General features: G+C 50.4%; 22 protein-coding genes, 1 tRNA gene and 1 riboswitch. All 23 genes read left to right on the top strand.

Annotation, left to right across the window (positions count from 1 at the left end; genetic code table 11):
* The first annotated feature begins 121 nt into the window (after positions 1–121).
* The gene (locus GF409_02495) at positions 122–745 is read left to right on the top strand and encodes a DUF4126 family protein (GenBank protein ID MBD3426085.1); all 624 of its coding nucleotides are present in this window, start codon (positions 122–124) and stop codon (positions 743–745) included.
* Positions 735–1,094 (top strand): hypothetical protein, encoded by a 360-nt coding sequence (locus tag GF409_02490; GenBank protein MBD3426084.1) that lies wholly within the window; start codon positions 735–737, stop codon positions 1,092–1,094. The genes GF409_02495 and GF409_02490 overlap by 11 nt, the downstream gene beginning before the upstream one ends.
* Before the next feature lie 24 nt (positions 1,095–1,118).
* Positions 1,119–1,559 (top strand): hypothetical protein, encoded by a 441-nt coding sequence (locus GF409_02485; GenBank protein MBD3426083.1) that lies wholly within the window; start codon positions 1,119–1,121, stop codon positions 1,557–1,559.
* 100 nt (positions 1,560–1,659) lie between these two features.
* Positions 1,660–3,135, top strand: coding sequence for a hypothetical protein (locus GF409_02480; GenBank protein ID MBD3426082.1), 1,476 nt, complete (start codon positions 1,660–1,662; stop codon positions 3,133–3,135).
* A complete protein-coding gene (locus GF409_02475; GenBank protein MBD3426081.1) occupies positions 3,132–4,307 on the top strand; it encodes an efflux RND transporter periplasmic adaptor subunit in 1,176 nt (391 codons plus the stop codon). Before GF409_02480 ends, GF409_02475 begins: the two co-directional genes overlap by 4 nt.
* Before the next feature lie 19 nt (positions 4,308–4,326).
* A complete protein-coding gene (locus tag GF409_02470) occupies positions 4,327–7,485 on the top strand; it encodes an MMPL family transporter (protein MBD3426080.1) in 3,159 nt (1,052 codons plus the stop codon).
* Positions 7,482–8,459, top strand: coding sequence for a biotin--[acetyl-CoA-carboxylase] ligase (locus tag GF409_02465; GenBank protein MBD3426079.1), 978 nt, complete (start codon positions 7,482–7,484; stop codon positions 8,457–8,459). Before GF409_02470 ends, GF409_02465 begins: the two co-directional genes overlap by 4 nt.
* 2 nt (positions 8,460–8,461) lie before the next feature.
* A complete protein-coding gene (locus tag GF409_02460; protein MBD3426078.1) occupies positions 8,462–9,202 on the top strand; it encodes a type III pantothenate kinase in 741 nt (246 codons plus the stop codon).
* A 168-nt stretch (positions 9,203–9,370) separates the two neighbouring features.
* Positions 9,371–9,658, top strand: a complete 288-nt coding sequence (locus tag GF409_02455) for a co-chaperone GroES (protein MBD3426077.1) — start codon at positions 9,371–9,373, stop codon at positions 9,656–9,658.
* Between the two features lie 37 nt (positions 9,659–9,695).
* Positions 9,696–11,342, top strand: coding sequence for a chaperonin GroEL (gene groL, locus GF409_02450; protein ID MBD3426076.1), 1,647 nt, complete (start codon positions 9,696–9,698; stop codon positions 11,340–11,342).
* 95 nt (positions 11,343–11,437) lie between these two features.
* Positions 11,438–11,578: riboswitch (FMN riboswitch) on the top strand.
* A 66-nt stretch (positions 11,579–11,644) separates the two neighbouring features.
* On the top strand, positions 11,645–12,844 hold the full coding sequence (locus GF409_02445; protein ID MBD3426075.1) for a bifunctional 3,4-dihydroxy-2-butanone-4-phosphate synthase/GTP cyclohydrolase II: 1,200 nt from the start codon (positions 11,645–11,647) through the stop codon (positions 12,842–12,844).
* 20 nt (positions 12,845–12,864) lie between these two features.
* Complete coding sequence (locus tag GF409_02440) at positions 12,865–13,335, top strand: 6,7-dimethyl-8-ribityllumazine synthase (GenBank protein MBD3426074.1); 471 nt, start codon at positions 12,865–12,867, stop codon at positions 13,333–13,335.
* Between the two features lie 18 nt (positions 13,336–13,353).
* On the top strand, positions 13,354–13,785 hold the full coding sequence (nusB, locus tag GF409_02435) for a transcription antitermination factor NusB (protein MBD3426073.1): 432 nt from the start codon (positions 13,354–13,356) through the stop codon (positions 13,783–13,785).
* A gap of 9 nt (positions 13,786–13,794) precedes the next feature.
* On the top strand, positions 13,795–14,655 hold the full coding sequence (locus GF409_02430) for a PHP domain-containing protein (GenBank protein ID MBD3426072.1): 861 nt from the start codon (positions 13,795–13,797) through the stop codon (positions 14,653–14,655).
* A complete protein-coding gene (ribD, locus tag GF409_02425) occupies positions 14,639–15,742 on the top strand; it encodes a bifunctional diaminohydroxyphosphoribosylaminopyrimidine deaminase/5-amino-6-(5-phosphoribosylamino)uracil reductase RibD (protein MBD3426071.1) in 1,104 nt (367 codons plus the stop codon). The genes GF409_02430 and ribD overlap by 17 nt, the downstream gene beginning before the upstream one ends.
* Positions 15,727–16,353 (top strand): riboflavin synthase, encoded by a 627-nt coding sequence (locus GF409_02420; protein MBD3426070.1) that lies wholly within the window; start codon positions 15,727–15,729, stop codon positions 16,351–16,353. The genes ribD and GF409_02420 overlap by 16 nt, the downstream gene beginning before the upstream one ends.
* 5 nt (positions 16,354–16,358) lie before the next feature.
* Positions 16,359–16,739 carry an exosortase system-associated protein, TIGR04073 family gene (locus GF409_02415; protein MBD3426069.1) on the top strand — a complete coding sequence of 127 codons (381 nt, stop codon included), beginning with the start codon at positions 16,359–16,361 and terminating at the stop codon, positions 16,737–16,739.
* Between the two features lie 83 nt (positions 16,740–16,822).
* Positions 16,823–16,900: transfer RNA gene (locus tag GF409_02410), tRNA-Pro, on the top strand.
* Between the two features lie 36 nt (positions 16,901–16,936).
* Positions 16,937–17,215, top strand: a complete 279-nt coding sequence (locus GF409_02405) for an acylphosphatase (protein MBD3426068.1) — start codon at positions 16,937–16,939, stop codon at positions 17,213–17,215.
* Position 17,216: 1 nt separating this feature from the next.
* Positions 17,217–17,942 (top strand): metallophosphoesterase, encoded by a 726-nt coding sequence (locus GF409_02400; protein MBD3426067.1) that lies wholly within the window; start codon positions 17,217–17,219, stop codon positions 17,940–17,942.
* 25 nt (positions 17,943–17,967) lie between these two features.
* Positions 17,968–18,471, top strand: coding sequence for a hypothetical protein (locus GF409_02395; GenBank protein MBD3426066.1), 504 nt, complete (start codon positions 17,968–17,970; stop codon positions 18,469–18,471).
* Positions 18,455–19,084 (top strand): MBL fold metallo-hydrolase, encoded by a 630-nt coding sequence (locus tag GF409_02390; protein ID MBD3426065.1) that lies wholly within the window; start codon positions 18,455–18,457, stop codon positions 19,082–19,084. Before GF409_02395 ends, GF409_02390 begins: the two co-directional genes overlap by 17 nt.
* 13 nt (positions 19,085–19,097) lie before the next feature.
* Positions 19,098–19,982, top strand: a complete 885-nt coding sequence (gene xerD / locus GF409_02385) for a site-specific tyrosine recombinase XerD (GenBank protein MBD3426064.1) — start codon at positions 19,098–19,100, stop codon at positions 19,980–19,982.
* Positions 19,983–19,989 lie beyond the last annotated feature (7 nt).

The following is a 19,989-nucleotide window of genomic DNA, read 5'->3' as shown; positions in this document are numbered from 1 at the left end:
TACCGAGGAAATGAGCCGGGAGCTGAGTGACAAACTTGATAAGACCATCAGATCCATGTCGGCGATCAAGGAGGAGCTGGACAAAATGGAAGAAGAGATGCGCGCAGAGGAGAGTGAATAAATGGATTTTCCTGGAAGTCTAGGGCTTGTGCTCGGCGGGTCATGGGCTTCGGGTGTTAACCTCTATCTGACCATCGCGGCGCTGGGTATAGCTGATAGGCTTGGGCTGGTCACTCTCCCCGGAGGTCTGGATGTTCTGTCGCATCCGGTTATAATAGCTTTCGCGGTTCTGCTGTTCGCGGTTGAGTTTTTCGCGGACAAGATCCCCTACGTCGATTCGGCATGGGATTCGCTGCATACCCTGATAAGACCCGTAGGCGGCGCGGCGATAGCTTATATGGCTTCGCGGGATAACCCCGCTTTCACTCAAATGGCAATAGCGATGCTGGGAGGAACGGTCGCTTTGGATGCTCATCTGACCAAGGCGACGACAAGAGTTGCTATAAATACTTCCCCCGAACCCTTTACCAATGTCGCGGCGAGTGTTGCCGAGGACAGTCTTGTGCTCGTAGCTCTTTGGCTTATGATCAAGCATCCCCTGGTGGCGACGGTCCTTGTCGTGTCCTTTGTTGTTTTTTCCATCTGGTTTCTGCGGATCATGTTCGATTTCCTGAAGAAAGCTTTACGTTTTTTCTTCCGTGATATTAATGAAGCCAAATCGGACGGAGGTAATGATGTTGGCTAAAATATTAGGTCTTATCTGGATCATGCTCGGACTTTTGTGGGTTATCAGGCCCGACATCTTGAAAAGAAGGCTTCAAAAGAAAATGAACAAAAGGATGAGAAGGATCGTGTTCGGATTCATGATCATGTTCGGATTCCTTCTTATCGGAAGTGTCTTGAAGGCCCCGGGGCTTATAGCAAAGATAGTTGGCATAGCAGGTATGGTGATCGCTATTAAGGGTATAGTGCTCCTGACCAACAGAACGAGCGAAAAGGTCTTCCAGTGGTGGAGCGAGAGGCCGATCGTATATTTCAGGATCTGGGGCGGCTTCGTGCTGGCCACGGGAGTGCTCCTTATGTTCGTTAAATAATTGTCTCTAAGAAACGGGGAAAACATGAATAAAGTATTATTGGTCCTGGCTTGTGTGTTTATGCTCATTACTTCATCCGGGTATTCCCAGCAGATTACAGATGAGGACAGAGTTTTTCAGAGCATTCAGGAAGACCTGCTCCAGCGGGGGCTGACCGCTATCGAGGTCCGCAATATGGAGGTTCCTGTTAAGAACATGCTGTACGTGGGCGCTGACGCCGAACAGGTTGAAAAGACCGTGCTAGACCTCAAACAGATGGGGCTTAAGGGTAGAGTGCTTACCGATGCCGTATTTTCCATGAGTTATCTGGTATCCATGGGGGCAAGTGTCCAGGAGGCCGCTTTTACGGTTTCGGGGGCCGCGAAGAAGTCTATCGAAAGAGGCATAATGGGCAAAAACCTCGCCATCGAGATCGAGAAAGCGGTTAAGAAGAGGTCTCGCGAACTCTGGGATGAGAAACAATAATGCAGGGAAGCCTATTCTTTTCTAAAAATCTTTCCAAAACACTGGAAATGTCCTATAATAGCATCTAAATTTATCATAAATAATAATTTTTAGGTGCTAAATGCTGTCCAACTCAAAGAATATTTCCCATTTAACAGGTCTTATCCTTCTAATGCTTTCATGTTCGGGGTGCCAGACGCTCAAAGCCCCTGAAAGCCCCCAAAGGATGTGGACCCCACCGGAATGGGAGAAGTCTTCAAGATCGATGGATACGGTCTGGGGTTCGATCAGGGCTAAGAGTCGTGAAATAAAAGGTTCCTTAACACTTTATCAGCTCATCGGTGTCGCTCTCAGGAACAATCCCGATACACGAAGAGCCTGGGAGCAGGCCCGCGCGGCAGAAGCGGATATCAAACAGGCCCAAGGCGAATCATACCCACAAATTTCGGGTGAAGCCGAATTCGCCAAGGAAAAGAACGTTACTCACCGCCAGTCCGATAAGAAGAACCTGAGGAGGTTTGGCGGAAAGCTGAACGCTACATATCTGATACTTGATTTCGGGGGCAGGAGCGCGGATATAGAAGAGGCGACACAGCTTACCCTTGAGGCGAACTTTCTTTTCAACCGTTCCGTGCAAGACCTTTTTCTGGATACTGCTACAGCCTACTATACTTATTACAGTTCAAAATCTGCGGTTGAAGCTGCCGAGGCCGATGTCGAGAACGCAAAGACCTCTTTTGAAGCCGCGAAGATAAAACTGACTTCAGGGCTTGGCGTTAAACTTGATGTCCTGCAGGCAAAATCAGATTACGAGAACGCTCTTTTCGCTCTTGAGGAAGCCAGGGCGCAAAGGCAGCAGGCCAAGGCGGATTTGGCGGAAGTTCTGGGGATTTCATCCGATTCCGATTTAGAGATAAAAGAACCGTCCAGTGAACTGCCTGATAATGTCAAGCAGGAAGACGTAAGCGAACTTATTGAGGCGGCTTTGCAGCAAAGGCCCGATATCGCCGCTGCAAGGGCAAGACTCCGTGCCACCGAGGCAAGAGTAAAATCCGCAAACTCGGACCTGTGGCCCAAATTAAACCTTGGCGGTGAGATGGGCAAGACCTGGTATCAGTATTTCGGTGTCAATGAGGCGGAGACCGTGCACAACGAATATTCGGGAAACGTCAACGTGGAATGGGATATCTTTGACGGGTTCAGTAATCTGGCTCGCAGACGCAAAGCCAGTGCCGAAGCGCGCTCAGAGCGGGAGAATCTTATCAGCCAGGAACTGGCGGCAAGCGCCGATGTATGGACGAAGTACTTCAATTATAAAACTTCGGTCAGGAAGCGTAAATTCAGCAGGGCTTCCTATGAGAGTTCCGCCGAATCTTACGATTTGGCACTTGAAGGGTACAGGGCGGGCATCAAGAACATACTTGACCTGCTCGAGGCCCAGCGCAGTCTTTCTGATGCGCGAAGCAGGCTAATAAGGTCCGAACGGGATATGTTCGTTGCTCTGGCGGAACTTGTTCACGCTACAGGTGCCATAGGGATAGAGGGCCACGAAGTGGCAACGGGAGTAAAATCACGGAATAAGCCCCAAAAGAAATGACCTGGAAAGGAATGAATATGGAACTCGACAAGAAAAAGATCCTGGACTATGTTCGAGAGAACAAGAACCTTCTTAGGCTGATAGGCGTCCTTATCCTTGCGATGATCCTTACTTCACATATCCGTAGCTGTCAGAGAGCGCATATGAAAAGACAGGTGCCGGCAAGACCGGTAAAGGTGAGCCAGGTGCGGAAAAGAGATGTCCAGATAAAGGTAGAGTCATTCGGGACCTTGGCTTCCCCTGAAAGCGTTGACATCCAGGCGCAGGTTACCGGTAAGATTATCGAGGTCAATTTCGAACAGGGCGAGAAAGTCCAGGCCGGTGAACTCCTTTTCACGATAGACCCGCAGGAATACAAAGCGCAGGTGGACCAGAAAGCAGCAGAGCTGCAGGAATCACTGGCGGACCTCAAACTTAAAAAGGACACGCTCGAGAGGAATCGTTCCCTGCACGAGAAAGAGCTCATTTCGCAGCAGGACTTCGAGCAATACCAGACGGATGTCGCTGCCTCAGAAGCAAAGGTCGAGCTGGATAAGGCGGCGCTTGAACTTGCCAAGATAAACCTGAATTACTGTTACATTCGTTCACCGGTCCACGGTATTACCGGCAGGAGGCGGGTAGACAAGGGCAATATTGTGCCCGCGAACAACGGTCCGGTGCTCGTGAACGTCAGAACGATCGACTGGCTGTTTCTGGATTTTACACTTCCCGAGAACCAGCTTTCCAGGGTCCGCAAGGCGATGGGAGAGAATACTCTCGCGGTTATCATTACCGTGCCCGGCCAGGAACAGGATCCGATATCCGGGCGGCTGGAACTAATTGATAATACTGTTGATGATTCAACCGGATCGTTCCTTTTGAGGGCCCATGTGGATAACAAGGAAGGCAGGCTTTGGCCCGGTCAGTTTGTCAAAGTCACGCTGATATTGGGAACGGAAAAGGATGCCGTAGTGGTGCCGTATGCAGCTGTTCAGATGGGTAAAAAGGGATATTACCTGTTCGCGGTGTCGCCCAGAAGAACGGCACAGCTGCGTTTCGTCACCGTAGGGCCGAGATCCGGAGATGATATCGTCATTGAGAAAGGCGTTGAGCTCGGAGAGAGGGTGGTTACTGTCGGCCAGATGGGACTGGTGCCTGATGTGCCAGTAATTGTAAGCGAGAAAGATAACTAGGCCGGAACGGAAAAGGTAAATGGCAGTATTTTCAGAAAAGTTCATACGCAAGCCCATAATGACCACGCTTTGCATGGTCTCGCTCCTCTTTTTCGGGGTAGCGGCGTATTTCATGCTCCCGGTAAGCGACCTTCCGGTCGTCGATTATCCGGTCATGACCATCAACGTTGGCTATCCGGGTGCAAGTCCCGAGACCATGGCCTCTTCTGTCGCTTCACCGCTTGAGAACGAGTGCATGCAAATACCGGGACTGAAGTCGATAATATCCGATAACACAGATGGACAGACCGATATTACTCTAACCTTCGAGCTTGACCGGAACGTGGATCTTGCCGCACCTGATGTACAGGCCGCCATACAGAGGGCGATGGCGAACCTCCCATCGGACCTGCCGCAACAGCCCACCTACAACAAGACCAATCCATCTGAAGCGCCTATCATTTACATCATGCTCACATCGGATACCTTGCCAGCGGGCGACATGTATGACCTGGGCAACCGTATCATAGGCAAACGCATGAGCATGCTGAGCGGGGTATCCCAAGTCCAGATCTACGGGGCGAAGACAGCTGTACGTGTTCAGGTTGATCCCAAAAAACTTGCTTCATACGATATCGGTCTCAACGAAGTGGCCCAAGTGTTAAAAACCGGCACAGTGCTCCTTCCCGGGGGCAGCCTGAACGGTCCTTACAGAACCTTTTCCATTCAACCGGAAGGGCAATTGTTCAAGGCCAAGGAATATGATGAACTGATAATCAAGTATGTCAATGATGCCCCTGTAAGGATCAGGGATGTAGGAAAAGCCGTTGATTCCCAGCAGAACGACAAGACTCGTGTCATGTATTCTTCCGGAAAAGGTGATCCGATTGAAGCGGGGGCTGTGTGTGTCGCGGTCTCAAGGTCCGCGGGAGCCAATACTGTTGCTTTGTCCAAAAGCGTTAGAAGCACCCTCGACCAGATAAAGGATGAGCTGCCCGGGTCGGTAAAACTGGACATATGTTATGATAAAGCTGACCAGATCATAGAGTCTATCAATGACGTGAAGACCACCATTTTCATCGCTCTGGTTCTTGTGGTCATTGTCATATTCCTGTTCCTTGGGAGACTGAATGATACGATAATCCCGAGTACGGTGCTGCCGCTGACGATATTCGCCACTTTTGCGGTCATGCTCATCTTCGACTTCAGCCTGGACAACCTCTCGCTTATGGCACTAACGCTTTCAGTGGGTTTCCTTGTGGATGACGCGATAGTCGTTCTGGAGAACACGACGAGGCATATTGAAAGGGGCAAGCGTCCGCTGGACGCGGCTATTGTAAGTATGGAAGAGATAACAGCGGCCGTTATTTCAACCAGCGTCGCTCTTATAATCGTTTTTCTTCCACTTGTTTTCATGGGCGGGGTCGTCGGAAGGAATTTCAGGGAGTTCGCTTTAACCGTGATCATAGCCATCAGCTGTTCAACTGTAATGGCTCTGACCCTGACACCCATGATGTGCTCACGGATGCTTAAGAAGCTTGGTGGAGCGAAGACGCGCATGCAGCAGTTCGCCGACCGTTTTGAAAGCAGGATAATCGGTAAATATCTTATCGCCCTTAAGTTCGTTCTAACCCGCAAGTATCTTTCCGTCATTATCTGGGCACTTTGTCTGGGTGGGACCTTATTCCTTTTTTCCATACTGCCAAAGAGTTTCATGCCCGAAGGGGATTCCGGCGCCATACGCGGGGGACTCCTTATGCAGCAGGGTACCTCGACCACTCAGATGAGGGAATTTCAGGACCAGGTCAATAAGATGCTGAGGGCGAACCCATATGTTCAGAAGATACTTACCATAACCGGGACCAGTACCGGTGCCGATCAGAGTTCCGGTCTGGTAATAGCCATCCTGAGGCCTTCTGACAGACCCGTCATACAGCAGGTGGTAAAGAACCTGAGCGCCCGGATGATAGCAGTACCGACAGGTTTCGTGTTCCTGCAGCCTATACCTGCTTTACAGTTAAGCACTGGAGGCGAGAGTACCGCCGCGGGAAGTAAGTATTCGTATATACTCAAGGGCCAGGACAAGGAAGAGGTCTACGACGTCGCACTGAAACTCGAACAGAGAATGAAGAAGCTGCCCGGTTTTACCGGAGTGCAGAACAGCGTTAAGCTGAACATGCCGCAGCTTAGCATCATGATCAACAGGGACAGGGCGTCCACTTTAGGATTAACCGCCCAGGATATTGAGAACGCGCTGCTATTGGCTTATGCGGGAGGAAAAATCACCACTTACAAGACGGATGTCGATCAGTATTACGTAATAATGGAGTTAGAGGAGAAATACCGCGAAGATCCGGAAGATCTTTCCAGTGTGTATATACGTTCGGAAAAGACCGGGGAGCTGGTGCCACTGGGTGCTGTAGCCGAATGGAAGGAAACAGTGGGGCCCCAGAACGTGCCGCATTCGGACCAGCTGAATTCCGCGACCATTTCCTTCAGTTTGCAGCCGGGCGTGCCGCTCGGTAACGCAACAAAGGAGCTGGGAGAGGTCACAAGTGAACTATTGCCAGAGAGCGTGACCGGGATATTTCAAGGTGAGGCACAGGAGTTCGAGGAGGCTGTAGCCAGCATGGCCGCTCTTCTCATCCTCTCGGTATTTCTCATGTATGTTATCCTTGGCATACTCTATGAGAGCTATATACATCCCTTTACAGTTTTGACCACTCTGCCGGTCGCAGCTTGCGGGGGCCTGGCAACGCTGCTGATATTCAGGTCGGAGCTTTCTCTTTACGCGTACATAGGGATGTTCATGCTGCTCGGCATAGTCTCCAAGAACGGCATATTGATGGTCGATTTCGCCCAGCAGAAGCTCGAGGAAGGTTCAAGCGCTTTCGAATCCATCTATCTGGCCTGTAAGGACAGGTTCAGGCCTATCCTCATGACCGGAGCAAGTACGATAATGGGCGCGGTACCGATAGCTCTCGGGTTCGGTGCGGACGGTTCATCCCGCCGGCCACTCGGGCTTATAATTGTCGGGGGGCTTGCTTTCGCGCAGGTGATCACACTTTTTGTAACGCCGGGCATCTTCCTGTACATGCAGGATTTTCAGGTTAAATTCCTGGACAGGTTCGAGCTTTCACGGTCACAGGCGGCAAGGAGAAAGATGGAACAGATGGAAGAGGGGAAAGCTGCCGCATGAAGGAATTCGAAGCAAAAAGAGAAATAATCGCTTTTTTCAGGAATAAACGAGATAAGTTCATATCCGGAGAGGACATATCCGACTCACTGGGCTTCTCGCGTGCAAGCGTGTGGAAATACATCAAAAAGCTGAGGGAGGACGGGTATTCCATAGAAGCGGTGCCCAACCTTGGGTATAAACTCGCGGCCACCCCCGCTAAGATGTACGGTTATGATATCGCCAGCGTCCTTAAGACCAGAAAATTCGGCAAAAAGAACATTTACCACTATGAAAGTATAGATTCCACCAACAACAAGGCGTACGAGCTTGCCGAGTCCGGAGAACCCGAAGGGACGGTTGTTATAGCCGAGAATCAGACGCAGGGAAAAGGCAGAATGGGTCGCAGGTGGGTCTCGCCCAAGGGCACCGGGATATACATGTCCCTTATCGTGCGACCAGATGCTGAAATGGATGAGATCCCGGCGATGACGCTGATAACGGCCTATTGCATAATAAAGGCCGTTAAAGACGCCTCCGGGCTTGAGGCCAGAATGAAATGGCCCAATGATGTCATAGTCAACGGTAAAAAGCTGTGTGGTATACTGACGGAGATAAAAGCTCAGCCTGACCAGGTGAATTTTCTGGTCCTTGGCATAGGGGTGAATGTCAATACGCCCTCCAGCAAATTGCCGCCTGAAGGAACCAGCATAAAGAACGAGTGCGGTTGTGAGATTGACCGGCCGGATCTTGCCAGGGGTATACTTACCCAGTTCGAAAAGGGTTACACCAGGTTCACTAACGAAGGCTTTGGTGCAATACGCAAAGAATGCATGGATTGTTCATTCACCCTTGGGAAAAAAGTGAAAGTACTGGAACACCACCGCTCGATCGAAGGAGAGGCTGTTGATATCGATGAAAAGGGAGCGCTTATCATCAGGACCGCTTCAGGAGAGAAAAGACGTGTTTTCAGCGGAGATGTCGACGTGTTGAGGTGAACATGAAACTTTTGATGGATATTGGCAATACGAACTGCACGATCGCCCTGAGCGATAAGGGTTCCATCCTGAAGAAGTATTTCATACATACTTCCAAGAAAGAAGTCCAGCCTGCTGCGCTTAGGCGTCTTCTTGGGGGCAGACGGGGAAAAATAGACGATGTCGTGATCGTAAGCGTTGTCCCGGCCTTTCTGAGGGTGTTCAAAAAGAGCATCAGTTCGGTTCTGCCCGGCGTTAAGGTGAGAATCGTAGGGCGCGATATAAAGGTTCCCATTCCTATAAAATACCGGAAACCCGAAGAAGTCGGACAGGACAGGCTTGTAACCGCTTATGCGGCGATGGGTCTTTTGGGAAGCCCCGTTATCGCAATAGATTTCGGCACGGCCGTTACAATGGATTACGTGAATTCTTCCGGTGCTTATGAAGGCGGACTGATATTCCCGGGACTCAGGCTGGCGCTGGCATCTCTCTCCGAAGAAGCGGCGCTCCTTCCCAGCATCGACCTTCGTCCGGCAAAAAGCCTTCTGGGCAAGGATACTGCCAGCAGCATGAATAACGGTATCCTTTACGGTTATTCTTCGATGTGTGATGGTATCGTCGACAGGTTCCGAAAGAGACTGGGCAAGAAGCTTCGCGTGATAGCTACAGGTGGCGATGCCGAACTGGTATCAAGATATTCGCGCAGCATCAAGAAGGTCCGTCCGGACCTCATACTTGAAGGCCTCATGCTGCTGATCCGCTAGAACCCCCATTTTCAAAGGATTCTGGACTACCAGCAATATTTCTAAAAAAAATTCTTGACAAGATAGGTATTTGGGATAAAATGGATAATCCATTAGCACTCTGGGCTGAAGAGTGCTAAAATCTGGTTTGGTCAGCAATTTAAACCTTGAAAGACGGAGGAGAAGCAAATGAAAGTAACACCACTTTATGACAGGGTTCTTGTCGAGCTAATGGAAGCGGAAGAGAAGACAAAGGGAGGTATAGTGCTTCCGGATACCGCCAAAGAAAAACCTCAGCAGGGTAAGGTCGTCTCCGTGGGCACGGGGAGGATTACCAGCGAAGGCAAGGAGGTCGCTTTAAAGGTCAAGGAAGGCGACGTCGTTCTTTATGGTAAATATTCCGGCACGGAGCTGAGAGTTGATGACAAGGATATGCTCATGCTCAAGGAAGAGGATATCCTCGGTATTGTTAAATAAATACTGGGAACATTTAAAAAATCAAGGAGGAAAGAAAATGGCAAAACAATTACAATTCAGCGACGAAGGACGCCGTTCCATATTAAGCGGTGTCGAAAAACTCGCCCAGGCCGTAAAGGTAACACTCGGACCGAAGGGCAGGAACGTCGTTATCGAGAAAAAGTTCGGTGGTCCCACGATCACCAAGGACGGTGTGACCGTCGCAAAGGAGATCGAACTCGAGGACGCCTACGAGAATCTCGGTGCGGAAATGGTCAAGGAGGTAGCTTCAAAGACAAGTGATGTGGCAGGCGACGGCACGACCACAGCCACGGTGCTCGCCGAGGCCATTTATAGAGAAGGTCTCAAGAACGTGACCTCTGGTTCTAACCCCATGCAGATAAAAAGGGGGATCGAAAAGGCGGTTGACGCAGTAGTTGAAGAGCTGCAGAAAAACTCCACTCCCATCAAGGAGACCAAGGAGATAGCTCAGGTAGCTACCATCGCGGCCAATAATGACAAGATCATCGGTGAGAACATAGCCGAAGCCATGGAAAAGGTCGGCAAGGACGGAGTCATCACCGTTGAAGAAGGAAAATCCCTTGAAACAAGCCTCAAGCTTGTTGAGGGTATGCAGTTCGATCAGGGCTACCTTTCCCCGTATTTCGTGACCGACACGGAAAGAATGGAATGCGTCCTGGACGATCCTTATATCCTTCTTTATGAAAAGAAGATATCGAACATGAAGAATCTGCTGCCGCTTCTTGAGAAAGTCGCGCAGTCAGGCAGACCCTTGCTAATAATCAGCGAGGAGACCGAGGGAGAGGCTCTGGCGACCCTGGTCGTCAACAAGATCCGCGGCACCTTCAGCTGTTGCGCCGTAAAGGCTCCCGGCTACGGGGACAGGAGGAAGGCCATGCTCGGTGACATCGCCGTTCTTACTGGCGGAAAGGCCATCTCCGAGGATCTGGGCATTAAACTTGAGAACGTTACTCTGGAGGACCTTGGAAAGGCCAAGAGGGTGACTATAGACAAGGAGAACACGACCATTCTGGAAGGTCCGGGCAGCAAGGAAGCCGTTCAGGCCAGGATAGCCCAGATTAGGAACGAGATAGAAGCGAGCGATTCCGATTACGACAAGGAAAAGCTCCAAGAACGTCTGGCGAAACTTGCCGGCGGTGTTGCGATCATTAACGTTGGCGCAGCCACTGAGATAGAGATGAAAGAGAAAAAGGCGAGGATCGAAGACGCTCTCCACGCTACCAGGGCGGCATCCGAAGAAGGTATCGTCCCCGGCGGCGGGGTAGCACTTCTCAGGGCCAGCAGGAATCTGGAGAATCTGAAAGTGGCGAATAACGACGAACAAATAGGCGTCAATATCATCGCCCGGGCGCTTACGGCGCCGGTCGACATGATAGCGACCAATGCCGGTAAATACGGAAAAGTCGTTATTAACGATATCCTTGCCAACAAGGAGGCCACATACGGTTATGACGCGGAGAACGATAAATACGCTAATCTGGTTTCCGAGGGGATCATAGATCCTACCAAGGTTACCCGAAGCGCTCTTCAAAACGCTTCCAGCATAGCGTCTCTGATGCTTACCACGGAAGCTCTCATAACCGATAAGCCCGAAGAGAACCAGCCGGCTATGCCGGCGGGAGCTCCGGGCGGCATGCCGGGTGGCGGCATGGGGATGATGTAAATCCTCCGCTTGGACACGATAAAAGAGCAGGCTGCGCGCAGCCTGCTCTTTTTTTTCATAAGTTCTTGACTTGTATACTGGTTATGCTAAAATGTATATCACTTCAGGGTAAGGTGTAATTCCTTAGCCGGCGGTGATGCTCCTCAAAAAGGAGTTCAGTCCGCGAGGTCTTGATAGGGGCCTGAACCCGTGAGAATCGGGTACCGACCGTAAAGCCGGGATGGGAGAAGTAATTATTCGGGAATTTCCAAAAGGCCCTGGAGTGTAATGCTCCGGGGCCTTTATATTAAAGGGGACGATAAATGAAGCTGAACAGTGTAGAACAGGTCATTAAGGATATACGTGCCGGTAGAATGGTCATAGTTGTTGACGATGAATCCAGGGAGAATGAAGGCGACCTTATTGTTTCGGCAGAGCGCATTACGCCGGAAAAGGTCAATTTCATGGCAAAATATGGACGCGGTCTGATATGCGTGCCCATGGAGGACGATATCGCCGAAAGGCTGGGGCTTGACCATATGTCCAAGGATCCGCAGGATCCGTACAAGACGGCATGGGCGGTCTCCGTGGATGCCAAAGACGACATAACCACCGGTATCTCTGCGCACGACAGGTCCAGAACCATCAAGCTTCTTGCTGATCCTTCTTCGAAGGAGGATGAATTCGTAAAACCCGGTCACGTCTTTCCCTTGAGGTCCAGAAAAGGCGGGGTATTGGTCAGGGCTGGTCATACCGAAGCGAGTGTCGACCTGATGAAGCTGGCCGGTCGCAGGCCCGTGGGCGTGATATGCGAGATCATGAACGAAGACGGTACCATGGCCAGGATGCCGGATCTTCTTGAGTTCGCGAAAAAACATTCTCTGAAGATATGTTCGATAGAGGCCCTTATCAAATACCGCATGGAAAAGGACAGGCTGATAGAAAAAGTCGCCGAGACGATGCTGCCCACTCCCTACGGGGAATTCAGGCTTTATGCTTACAGGTCCATGATAGATGATTTTCAGCATCTAGCTCTTGTAAAGGGAAAGATCACCGAAGGCGAGGTCCTGGTCCGGGTCCATTCACAGTGTCTCACTGGCGATGTCTTCCGTTCGATGAGATGTGACTGCGGCGATCAGCTTGAAAAAGCGCTCAGGAAGATATCCAGAAAAGGGACCGGTGTATTGCTTTATCTTTCTCAGGAAGGGAGGGGGATCGGGTTATTCAACAAGATCAAAGCCTACCAGCTGCAAGATGACGGATATGATACCGTTGAAGCGAACGAAAAACTCGGGTTCAAGGCGGATCTCCGGGATTATGGTATCGGCGCTCAGATCCTCGCTGACCTGGGTCTTAAGAAAATCCGCCTTATGACCAATAACCCCAGGAAGATAATAGGACTTAAAGGGTATGGTCTTCAGGTCGTCGGCAGGACCAGCCTGGAAATGAAGCCCGGCGCAAAGAACAAGAAATATCTCAGCACAAAAAAGAAAAGACTTGGCCACAGGTTGAGACATGTATGACCCAATTCAAGGAGGATGTTATGACAAAAGCAAAGATAATCAAAGGCAACATGATTGCGAAAGACAAAAAGATCGGTATAGTGGTCTCCCGGTTCAACGAGTTCATCTCTTCAAAACTGCTCGAAGGCGCCATTGATACTCTCGTCACCCATGGCGTCAAGAACGAGGATATTACTGTTGTATGGGTTCCCGGGTCTTTCGAGACCCCGGTTTTAGCGGGCAGGATGGCCGATTCCGACAAGTATGATGCGATAATCTGCCTGGGTGCCATCATTCGGGGAGAGACCCCGCATTTTGATTTCGTTGCCAGCGAAGCGGCCAAGGGTGTCGCCAAAGTGGCAATGGAGAGCAAGGTGCCCTGTGTGTTCGGAATAATAACCACCGACAACCTTGAACAGGCGGTGGACAGGGCGGGCACCAAAAGCGGTAACAAGGGAAGAGATGCGGCCAGGAGCGCCATCGAGATGTGCAGCCTGTATTCATCCATATAAAGCAAGGAAGGGGTGGTCATGAGAAAGCGTACTATGGCGCGTGAAGCGGCACTGAAGATACTTTACGCCAGCGACATCAACAGAGAGAGCATAACCGAATGTGCCGGAAAGTTCTGGGATAACGAAGCGAAAGAGGATGATGAGGTCCGCAGTTTCTCGGAGTATCTCATCCGGGGGGTTAGTGATCACGCAGAGCAGATCGACAGGACCATAACAAAATATGCCGCTAACTGGGAGCTTGAACGCATGGCCACTGTTGACAGGAACGTTCTCAGGATAGCATGTTTTGAGCTTTTGTTCTCCGAGGACATTCCTCCCAAAGTGGCTATCAATGAGGCTATTGATATAGCGAAAAAATACGGGGACAAGGATTCGGGCAAGTTCGTCAACGGCATCTTGGACAAGATAAACAAGACCGAGCAGCGGCAGGGATCAATAGCTGCCGACTGAGGTGTTCATATGAAAATCAATAACAGTAATGGACGGGTTGATCTTCACGTGCACACGTATTTTTCCGACGGGGTACTTTCTCCTGAAGAGGTCGTGGAAAAGGCCCTGGAAAAAGGGCTAAGAGCGATAAGCATAACCGACCATGATTCAGTGGAAGGTGTTTCCCCGGCTATAACCGCAGCCAACGACACTCATATAGATATAGTGCCAGGTATAGAGATCTCCGCCTCTTTTAATAAGAAAAAAGAGGTACATATACTCGGCTATTTCGTTGACTGGGAGGATGAGGACCTTGGAAAAGCTCTTGCTCACATGCGGGATAAACGCATTGAGAGGATCGAGAAAATGCTTGAACTTCTCCGCCGGCAGGGCATGCAAATAACCCGGGAAGAAGTCTTGGCGCTTTCCCCTCATGGAACGGTTGGCCGTCTGCAGCTAGCACGGATGCTGGTCGAAAAGGGCCTGGTAAAGGACCTGAGGACCGTTTTTGACAGGTATATAGGTAACGGCAAGCCCTGTCATGTCGGGCATGAGTACCTTTATTACGGGGATGCCATTGATATGATAAAGAACGCCGGAGGCGTTCCCGTTCTCGCCCACCCGGGGACCATGAAGAGCGATGATGAAATACCGCTGTTCGTAGAAGCCGGGATAAGGGGGATAGAAGCTTATCACACCAAACACTGGCCTTCAACTTCCAATAAATATACCGAGATCGCCGAAAGATACGGTCTTCTAGTAACCGGCGGTTCCGATTGTCATGGTCTTCCAGAGGACGACATGCTTATGGGTAAGGTTTATGTTGGATATGAGACGGTCGCTGAACTGAAGGAGGAATCCCGCAGGATACGTAATGAAAAGACCTCTTGAGATCAAATACATGCAGATGGCTCTCCGCCTTGCGAAAAAAGGTGAGGGGAGAACGTATCCTAACCCAATGGTCGGAGCTGTTATCGTCAGGGATGGCAAGATCGTCGGCAGAGGTTATCACAAGAAGGCAGGCGAGGATCATGCCGAGATCACGGCCCTAAAAGAAGCTCGGGGGAAATGCCGCGGCGCCAGTATGTTCGTCACGCTGGAACCGTGCGATCACTACGGCAAAACACCCCCCTGCAGCTTACGTATAATCGAAAGCGGGATTAAGACCGTTTATGCCTCCATGAAGGATCCAAATAGATTGACCGGTGGCAAGGGCATAAACAGGCTGAAAAAAGCCGGCATAGACGTAAAGGTCGGTCTTATGAGAGAAGAGTCGGCTTTTGTCAACAGGAAGTATATTAAGTTCATCACAACCGGATTGCCCTACGTCACGGTTAAGCTGGCGCAGTCGATAGACGGTAAGATAGCTGCCAGGGACGGTTCATCCAAATGGATATCAGGTGAGGATTCAAGGAACTATACCAGGAAGCTGCGTCCTAGTTATGATGCCATAATGGTCGGAGCGAATACGGTGGTAAAGGATGATCCTTACCTGCTGGACAGTCAAAGAAAGGGCTACGGCGTGACGCGTATTGTGGTCGACAGCAGGCTCAGGATACCCGAGAAAAGCAATATCCTCAAGACCCGGTCGAAGTCACCCGTTATTATCGCAACCACCAGGCTTGCACCACAGGCCAGGATGAGCAAGCTTGAAGCCATGGACGGCATAGAAGTAATTAGAACCCGCGTGAAGGAGGGGCGCGTGTCTCTCGGAGGGCTTTTAAAAAAGCTCGGTCAGAGGGAGATGGTGAACGTGCTTGTCGAAGGAGGAGGGGAACTTGTCGGCAGCATGGTAGATGAGGGCCTGGTGGATGAAGCCATGTTCTTTGTCTCTCCGAAGATCATAGGCGGGGAATATTCGTCGGTAAAAGGCAAGGGCGCTGCGAACATAAAAAAAGCGCTTGACCTCGAGCAGGTAGAGATAAAAAGAAAAGGTGACGACATTTTCGTCAGGGGAATGGTATGTTCACGGGGATAATCACTGAAATAGGCGAGGTGAGAAGCGTATCAAGAAAAGGCGCCGATTCGGTGCTGAGGGTTAGCTGCAACAGGACGAGAGAGGATTTGACTATCGGCGACAGCGTGGCCGTCAACGGAGTGTGTCTGAGTGTGGTCGACAACAAAGATCCCTTGGAATTCGATGTAGTCGCCAATACTTTCAAAAAGACCAATCTCAAAAGGCTTAAGGCGGGTTCAAAGGTCAATCTGGAGAATGCGCTCAAAGCAGGCGATTCCCTGAGCGGGCATATGGTCACCGGTCACATTGACTGTGAGAGACCCATAAAGAGTCTGTCGAAGACAAAAGACGGATGGGTGCTTGATGTCGCGCTATCGCCTCAGGATGACCAGCACTTGGTTCCCCGGGGATCTATCGCCGTTGATGGCGTCAGCCTGACGGTAGGCGAACTCAGAAAGGACCAGGTCCGGATATTCTTAATTCCCCACACGATTGATAATACAATATTAAAATTGAAAACACGCGGAGATTATGTTAACTTGGAATTTGATATCATGGCAAAATACGCGCAGAAGAACTTAACGGAAAATTCCATCACCGAAAAGATGCTCCGTGAAAAGGGGTTCATTTAACCAAAATGAAAGGGGATCGCATGAAAAAAGTCATGATAATGGTCTTGATCGCTTTATTGTTTCTGGCCTTTGTTGATGCCCATGCGGATGATGTAGTAGGCGGGCCGGTAAAAAAGCTAGGGAGGGGCTTTGCCAACCTAGTGACTTCCCCGTTCTACGTGTTCAAGGGTATGGGTGACACCGCAAAAGAGAACGGATGGATGGCGGGTGCGACCTGGGGCTTGCTTGAGGGGGCGGTTAACCTGGTTAAAAGGGCGTCCGTCGGAGCGTACGAGGTAGTGACCTTCCCGGTGCCGCTACCGGCGAATTACGAGCCTATATTGAAAGATCCGGAATTCTTTACCGATGACAAGGACAGGCGGCTGAGCATATACCGCACTAAATAAACTTAAACACATTTAACGTTGACGGTATATTACTATAATGATAATATATCGTCGTTGTTATCTTGTTCTAGTTAACATAATGTCGGGGCGTAGCGCAGTTTGGCTAGCGCGCCACGTTCGGGACGTGGAGGTCCTGGGTTCAAATCCCAGCGCCCCGACCATACTCCGGGAAACTTCCACTTCAAAGAGGTCCATCCATGCGACAGGCGCAGAGATTTCATGTGATATACGAGGGGAAAGTTCAAGGCGTCGGTTTCAGATTCACCGCCGAAAGGCTCGCCTGGAAGAAAGGAATAACAGGGTACGTGAAAAATCTTCATGATGGACGGGTTGAGATAGTATGTGAGGGCCCCGAAGAGGATATTTCCTCGTTCCTGCGGGATATAGAGCTGGAGATGTCCAGTTATATTGCCGATTCAAAAAAGCAGCAGATGCCTTCTAGCGGTGAATTTTCTTCATTCGGTATCAGGTTTTGACATGAAGTATGTGGTAATTTCTGACATACACGGCAATCTCCCGGCTCTTGAGGCAGCTGTTAGTACTTTTCCGGAAGAGAGTGAGAAGAATATAATATGCGCGGGTGATATTGTCGGCTACGGGGCCGAGCCGGGTAAATGCATAGAAAAAGTGAGGGCTCTGGGAGCCAGAAGCGTCATGGGAAATCATGACGCTGGGGTTATCGGCCGGACGGATATTTCATATTTCAACAATGCCGCCGCCGAGGCGGTGCGGTGGACCAGAAAGCAGCTTAATGGTGACGGTCTTTCTTATCTTGAAAAACAGCCCTACGTTATCGAGGAAAAGTTTTTCAGTGTGGCGCACGGCACCCTCCATGACCCGGAAAGATTCAGCTACATGATGACGGGTGCGGACGCGATGCATACTTTTGAAGTGCTCAAGACGAAGATATGTTTTGTCGGCCATTCTCATGTGCCCGGCACTTTCATTTTGAGAGAGGGAAAACTCACCCAGACGGGGAAAAATGCGATCGTTCTGGAAGATAACGCCAGCTACATCGTTAACGTTGGTAGTATAGGCCAGCCTCGAGACGGGGATAACCGCGCCTGTTATTGCATTTATGACGCGGACAAGGGGCAGATCGATCTGCGCAGGATAGAATACGATATATCCCTGGCGGCCGAACGCATAGCGAAGGCGGGATTGCCCCAGGTTCTTGCGGACAGGTTGTTCATAGGCAGTTGAACTTTGTAAAAAAAGAGAGGCAGATATGTTCAAAAAGAGTATTGATGTTCTGGTCGTGACGCTGATCATGGTCTTAGTGCTTACCAGTTGCGCCCAGCTTAGCGAGAAGTTTATTCCAAAAAAGAAGAAGGAGCCGGAGACCGGAAGAAGATACAAGGCCGTCAGGACTTATGACATCAAACCCAACCTTGATCTTTATACTAAACGGTATATTTTCTGGAAGAACTGGCACAGAGAGACCATGAACGTTATTAGGGACAGCAACCAGAAAAAGATCCAGGTTTCCCTTGAGCAGGAAATATCCAACCTGCTGGACATGAAGAGGATGCTGGTCGACGAAAAAGCCGAAGAGCTTCAGACCTACATCAATGAGATCATCGAGGTGGAATCCAAGGTCAAAGAAGAAAGAGTGACCCAGGGCAACCGGGTGAGGATAAAGAAAAAGCTTCAGAACGCCGGCAGGGGGATAAAAAGGAACTTTTCCTACAACGAAATGAGGGATTTCATCAGGGATGACTGGGGTTCTTGATCTGGAAAAGTTCGTGGTCGGCGACCTTGCCACTAATTGTTATCTGGTGAGTAGCCCCGCCACACGTAAAGCCGTGCTTATAGACCCCGGAGCCGAAGAGCCGCGGATATTGACCAGTATACGCGATAAAGGGTTAGATGTTCTTTTCACCATAAACACTCACGGGCACTATGACCATATAGGCGGGGACGCTTATTTCGGTTTTCCGGTTCTGATACATGAACTTGAAGAAGCCTGCCTGCATGACGGGGAGAAGAACTGGTCCGCCTTTTTCGGGCGACAGGTTGAACAGGTTCGAGCTAATGGTCTTCTGGCTGACGGTGATATTGTCAAAGCTGGGGATCTCTCGTTAAAAGTCATTCATACTCCGGGGCATACCCCCGGGGGTATATCCCTCCTTTGCGGCAGCCTGCTTTTCAGCGGCGATACACTCTTCCGTGAAGGTGTGGGACGGACCGATCTGCCAGGGGGAAGCCGTGAAGAAATCATTAGCTCCATTTGGGATAAGCTGTTCAAGCTGCCCGATGATACGCGTGTATTGCCCGGTCACGGGCCCGAGACCACTATCGGGCATGAGAAGGACTTTTTGGGCGGCATAGGCATGGTGGGCTGAACAAGGGTTCAAAATGAAGGACCATATCGAGAATTTCATATATTTCCTGGAAGTAGAAAGAGGAGTCAGCGATAATACCGTTGAATCTTACCGGCGTGATCTGGAAAAGTTCAGGCTTTATCTGGAGAAGAACAAAAAAGGTCTCGCCGGGGCGAAACGTGAAGATATCGTGAACTTTATGATGTGCCTGAAGGACCAGGGGCTTTCTTCCACTACGATCGCGAGGAATCTCGCCGCGCTTAAGACTTTTTGGAAGTTCCTGGTAGCCGAAGGTCTTGTTCGCGAGAACGTTGCCGCGGTGGTAGAGACGCCGAAGACCTGGAAAACGGTCCCAGATACACTTAACAAGGACGAGGTCGAGAAGCTTCTGGAAGCGCCTCAGGCAAGAGGATGGATGGGGATCAGGGACAAGGCTATACTGGAACTGATGTACGCGACAGGCCTTAGGGTCTCGGAAGTCAAAGACCTCAAGAAAACCGGGGTCAATCTTGAAGCCGGGTTTGTCCGGTGTCTTGGAAAGGGAGGCAAGGAAAGGATAGTGCCGCTTGGAAAAGTGGCCGAAAAGGCCGTCAGCAGGTATATAACAAAAGCGCGCGCCAAACTGGCCAGAAAGACGCAGGATGAGCACCTTTTCCTGTCCAGGCTGGGAAGGAAGCTTTCAAGGCAGAGCCTGTGGAAGATGATCCAAAAATATGCTCATAAGGCCGGCATAAAAAAACATATCACTCCGCACAGCCTCAGACATTCCTTTGCCACGCACCTGCTGGAAGGTGGTGCGGAGCTAAGGGGTGTCCAGGAAATGCTGGGCCATGCGGATATCTCCACGACCCAGATATATACACATATAAACAAGGATAAGCTCAGGAAGATCCATAAGGATTATCATCCAAGAGCATAGTTTGCAC

The sequence above is a fragment of the Candidatus Omnitrophota bacterium genome, assembly GCA_014728045.1.
Classification (GTDB): domain Bacteria; phylum Omnitrophota; class Gorgyraeia; order Tantalellales; family Tantalellaceae; genus WJMH01.
The sequence above is the reverse complement of the archived record's forward strand: the minus strand, read 5'-3'. Positions and strand labels throughout refer to the sequence as shown.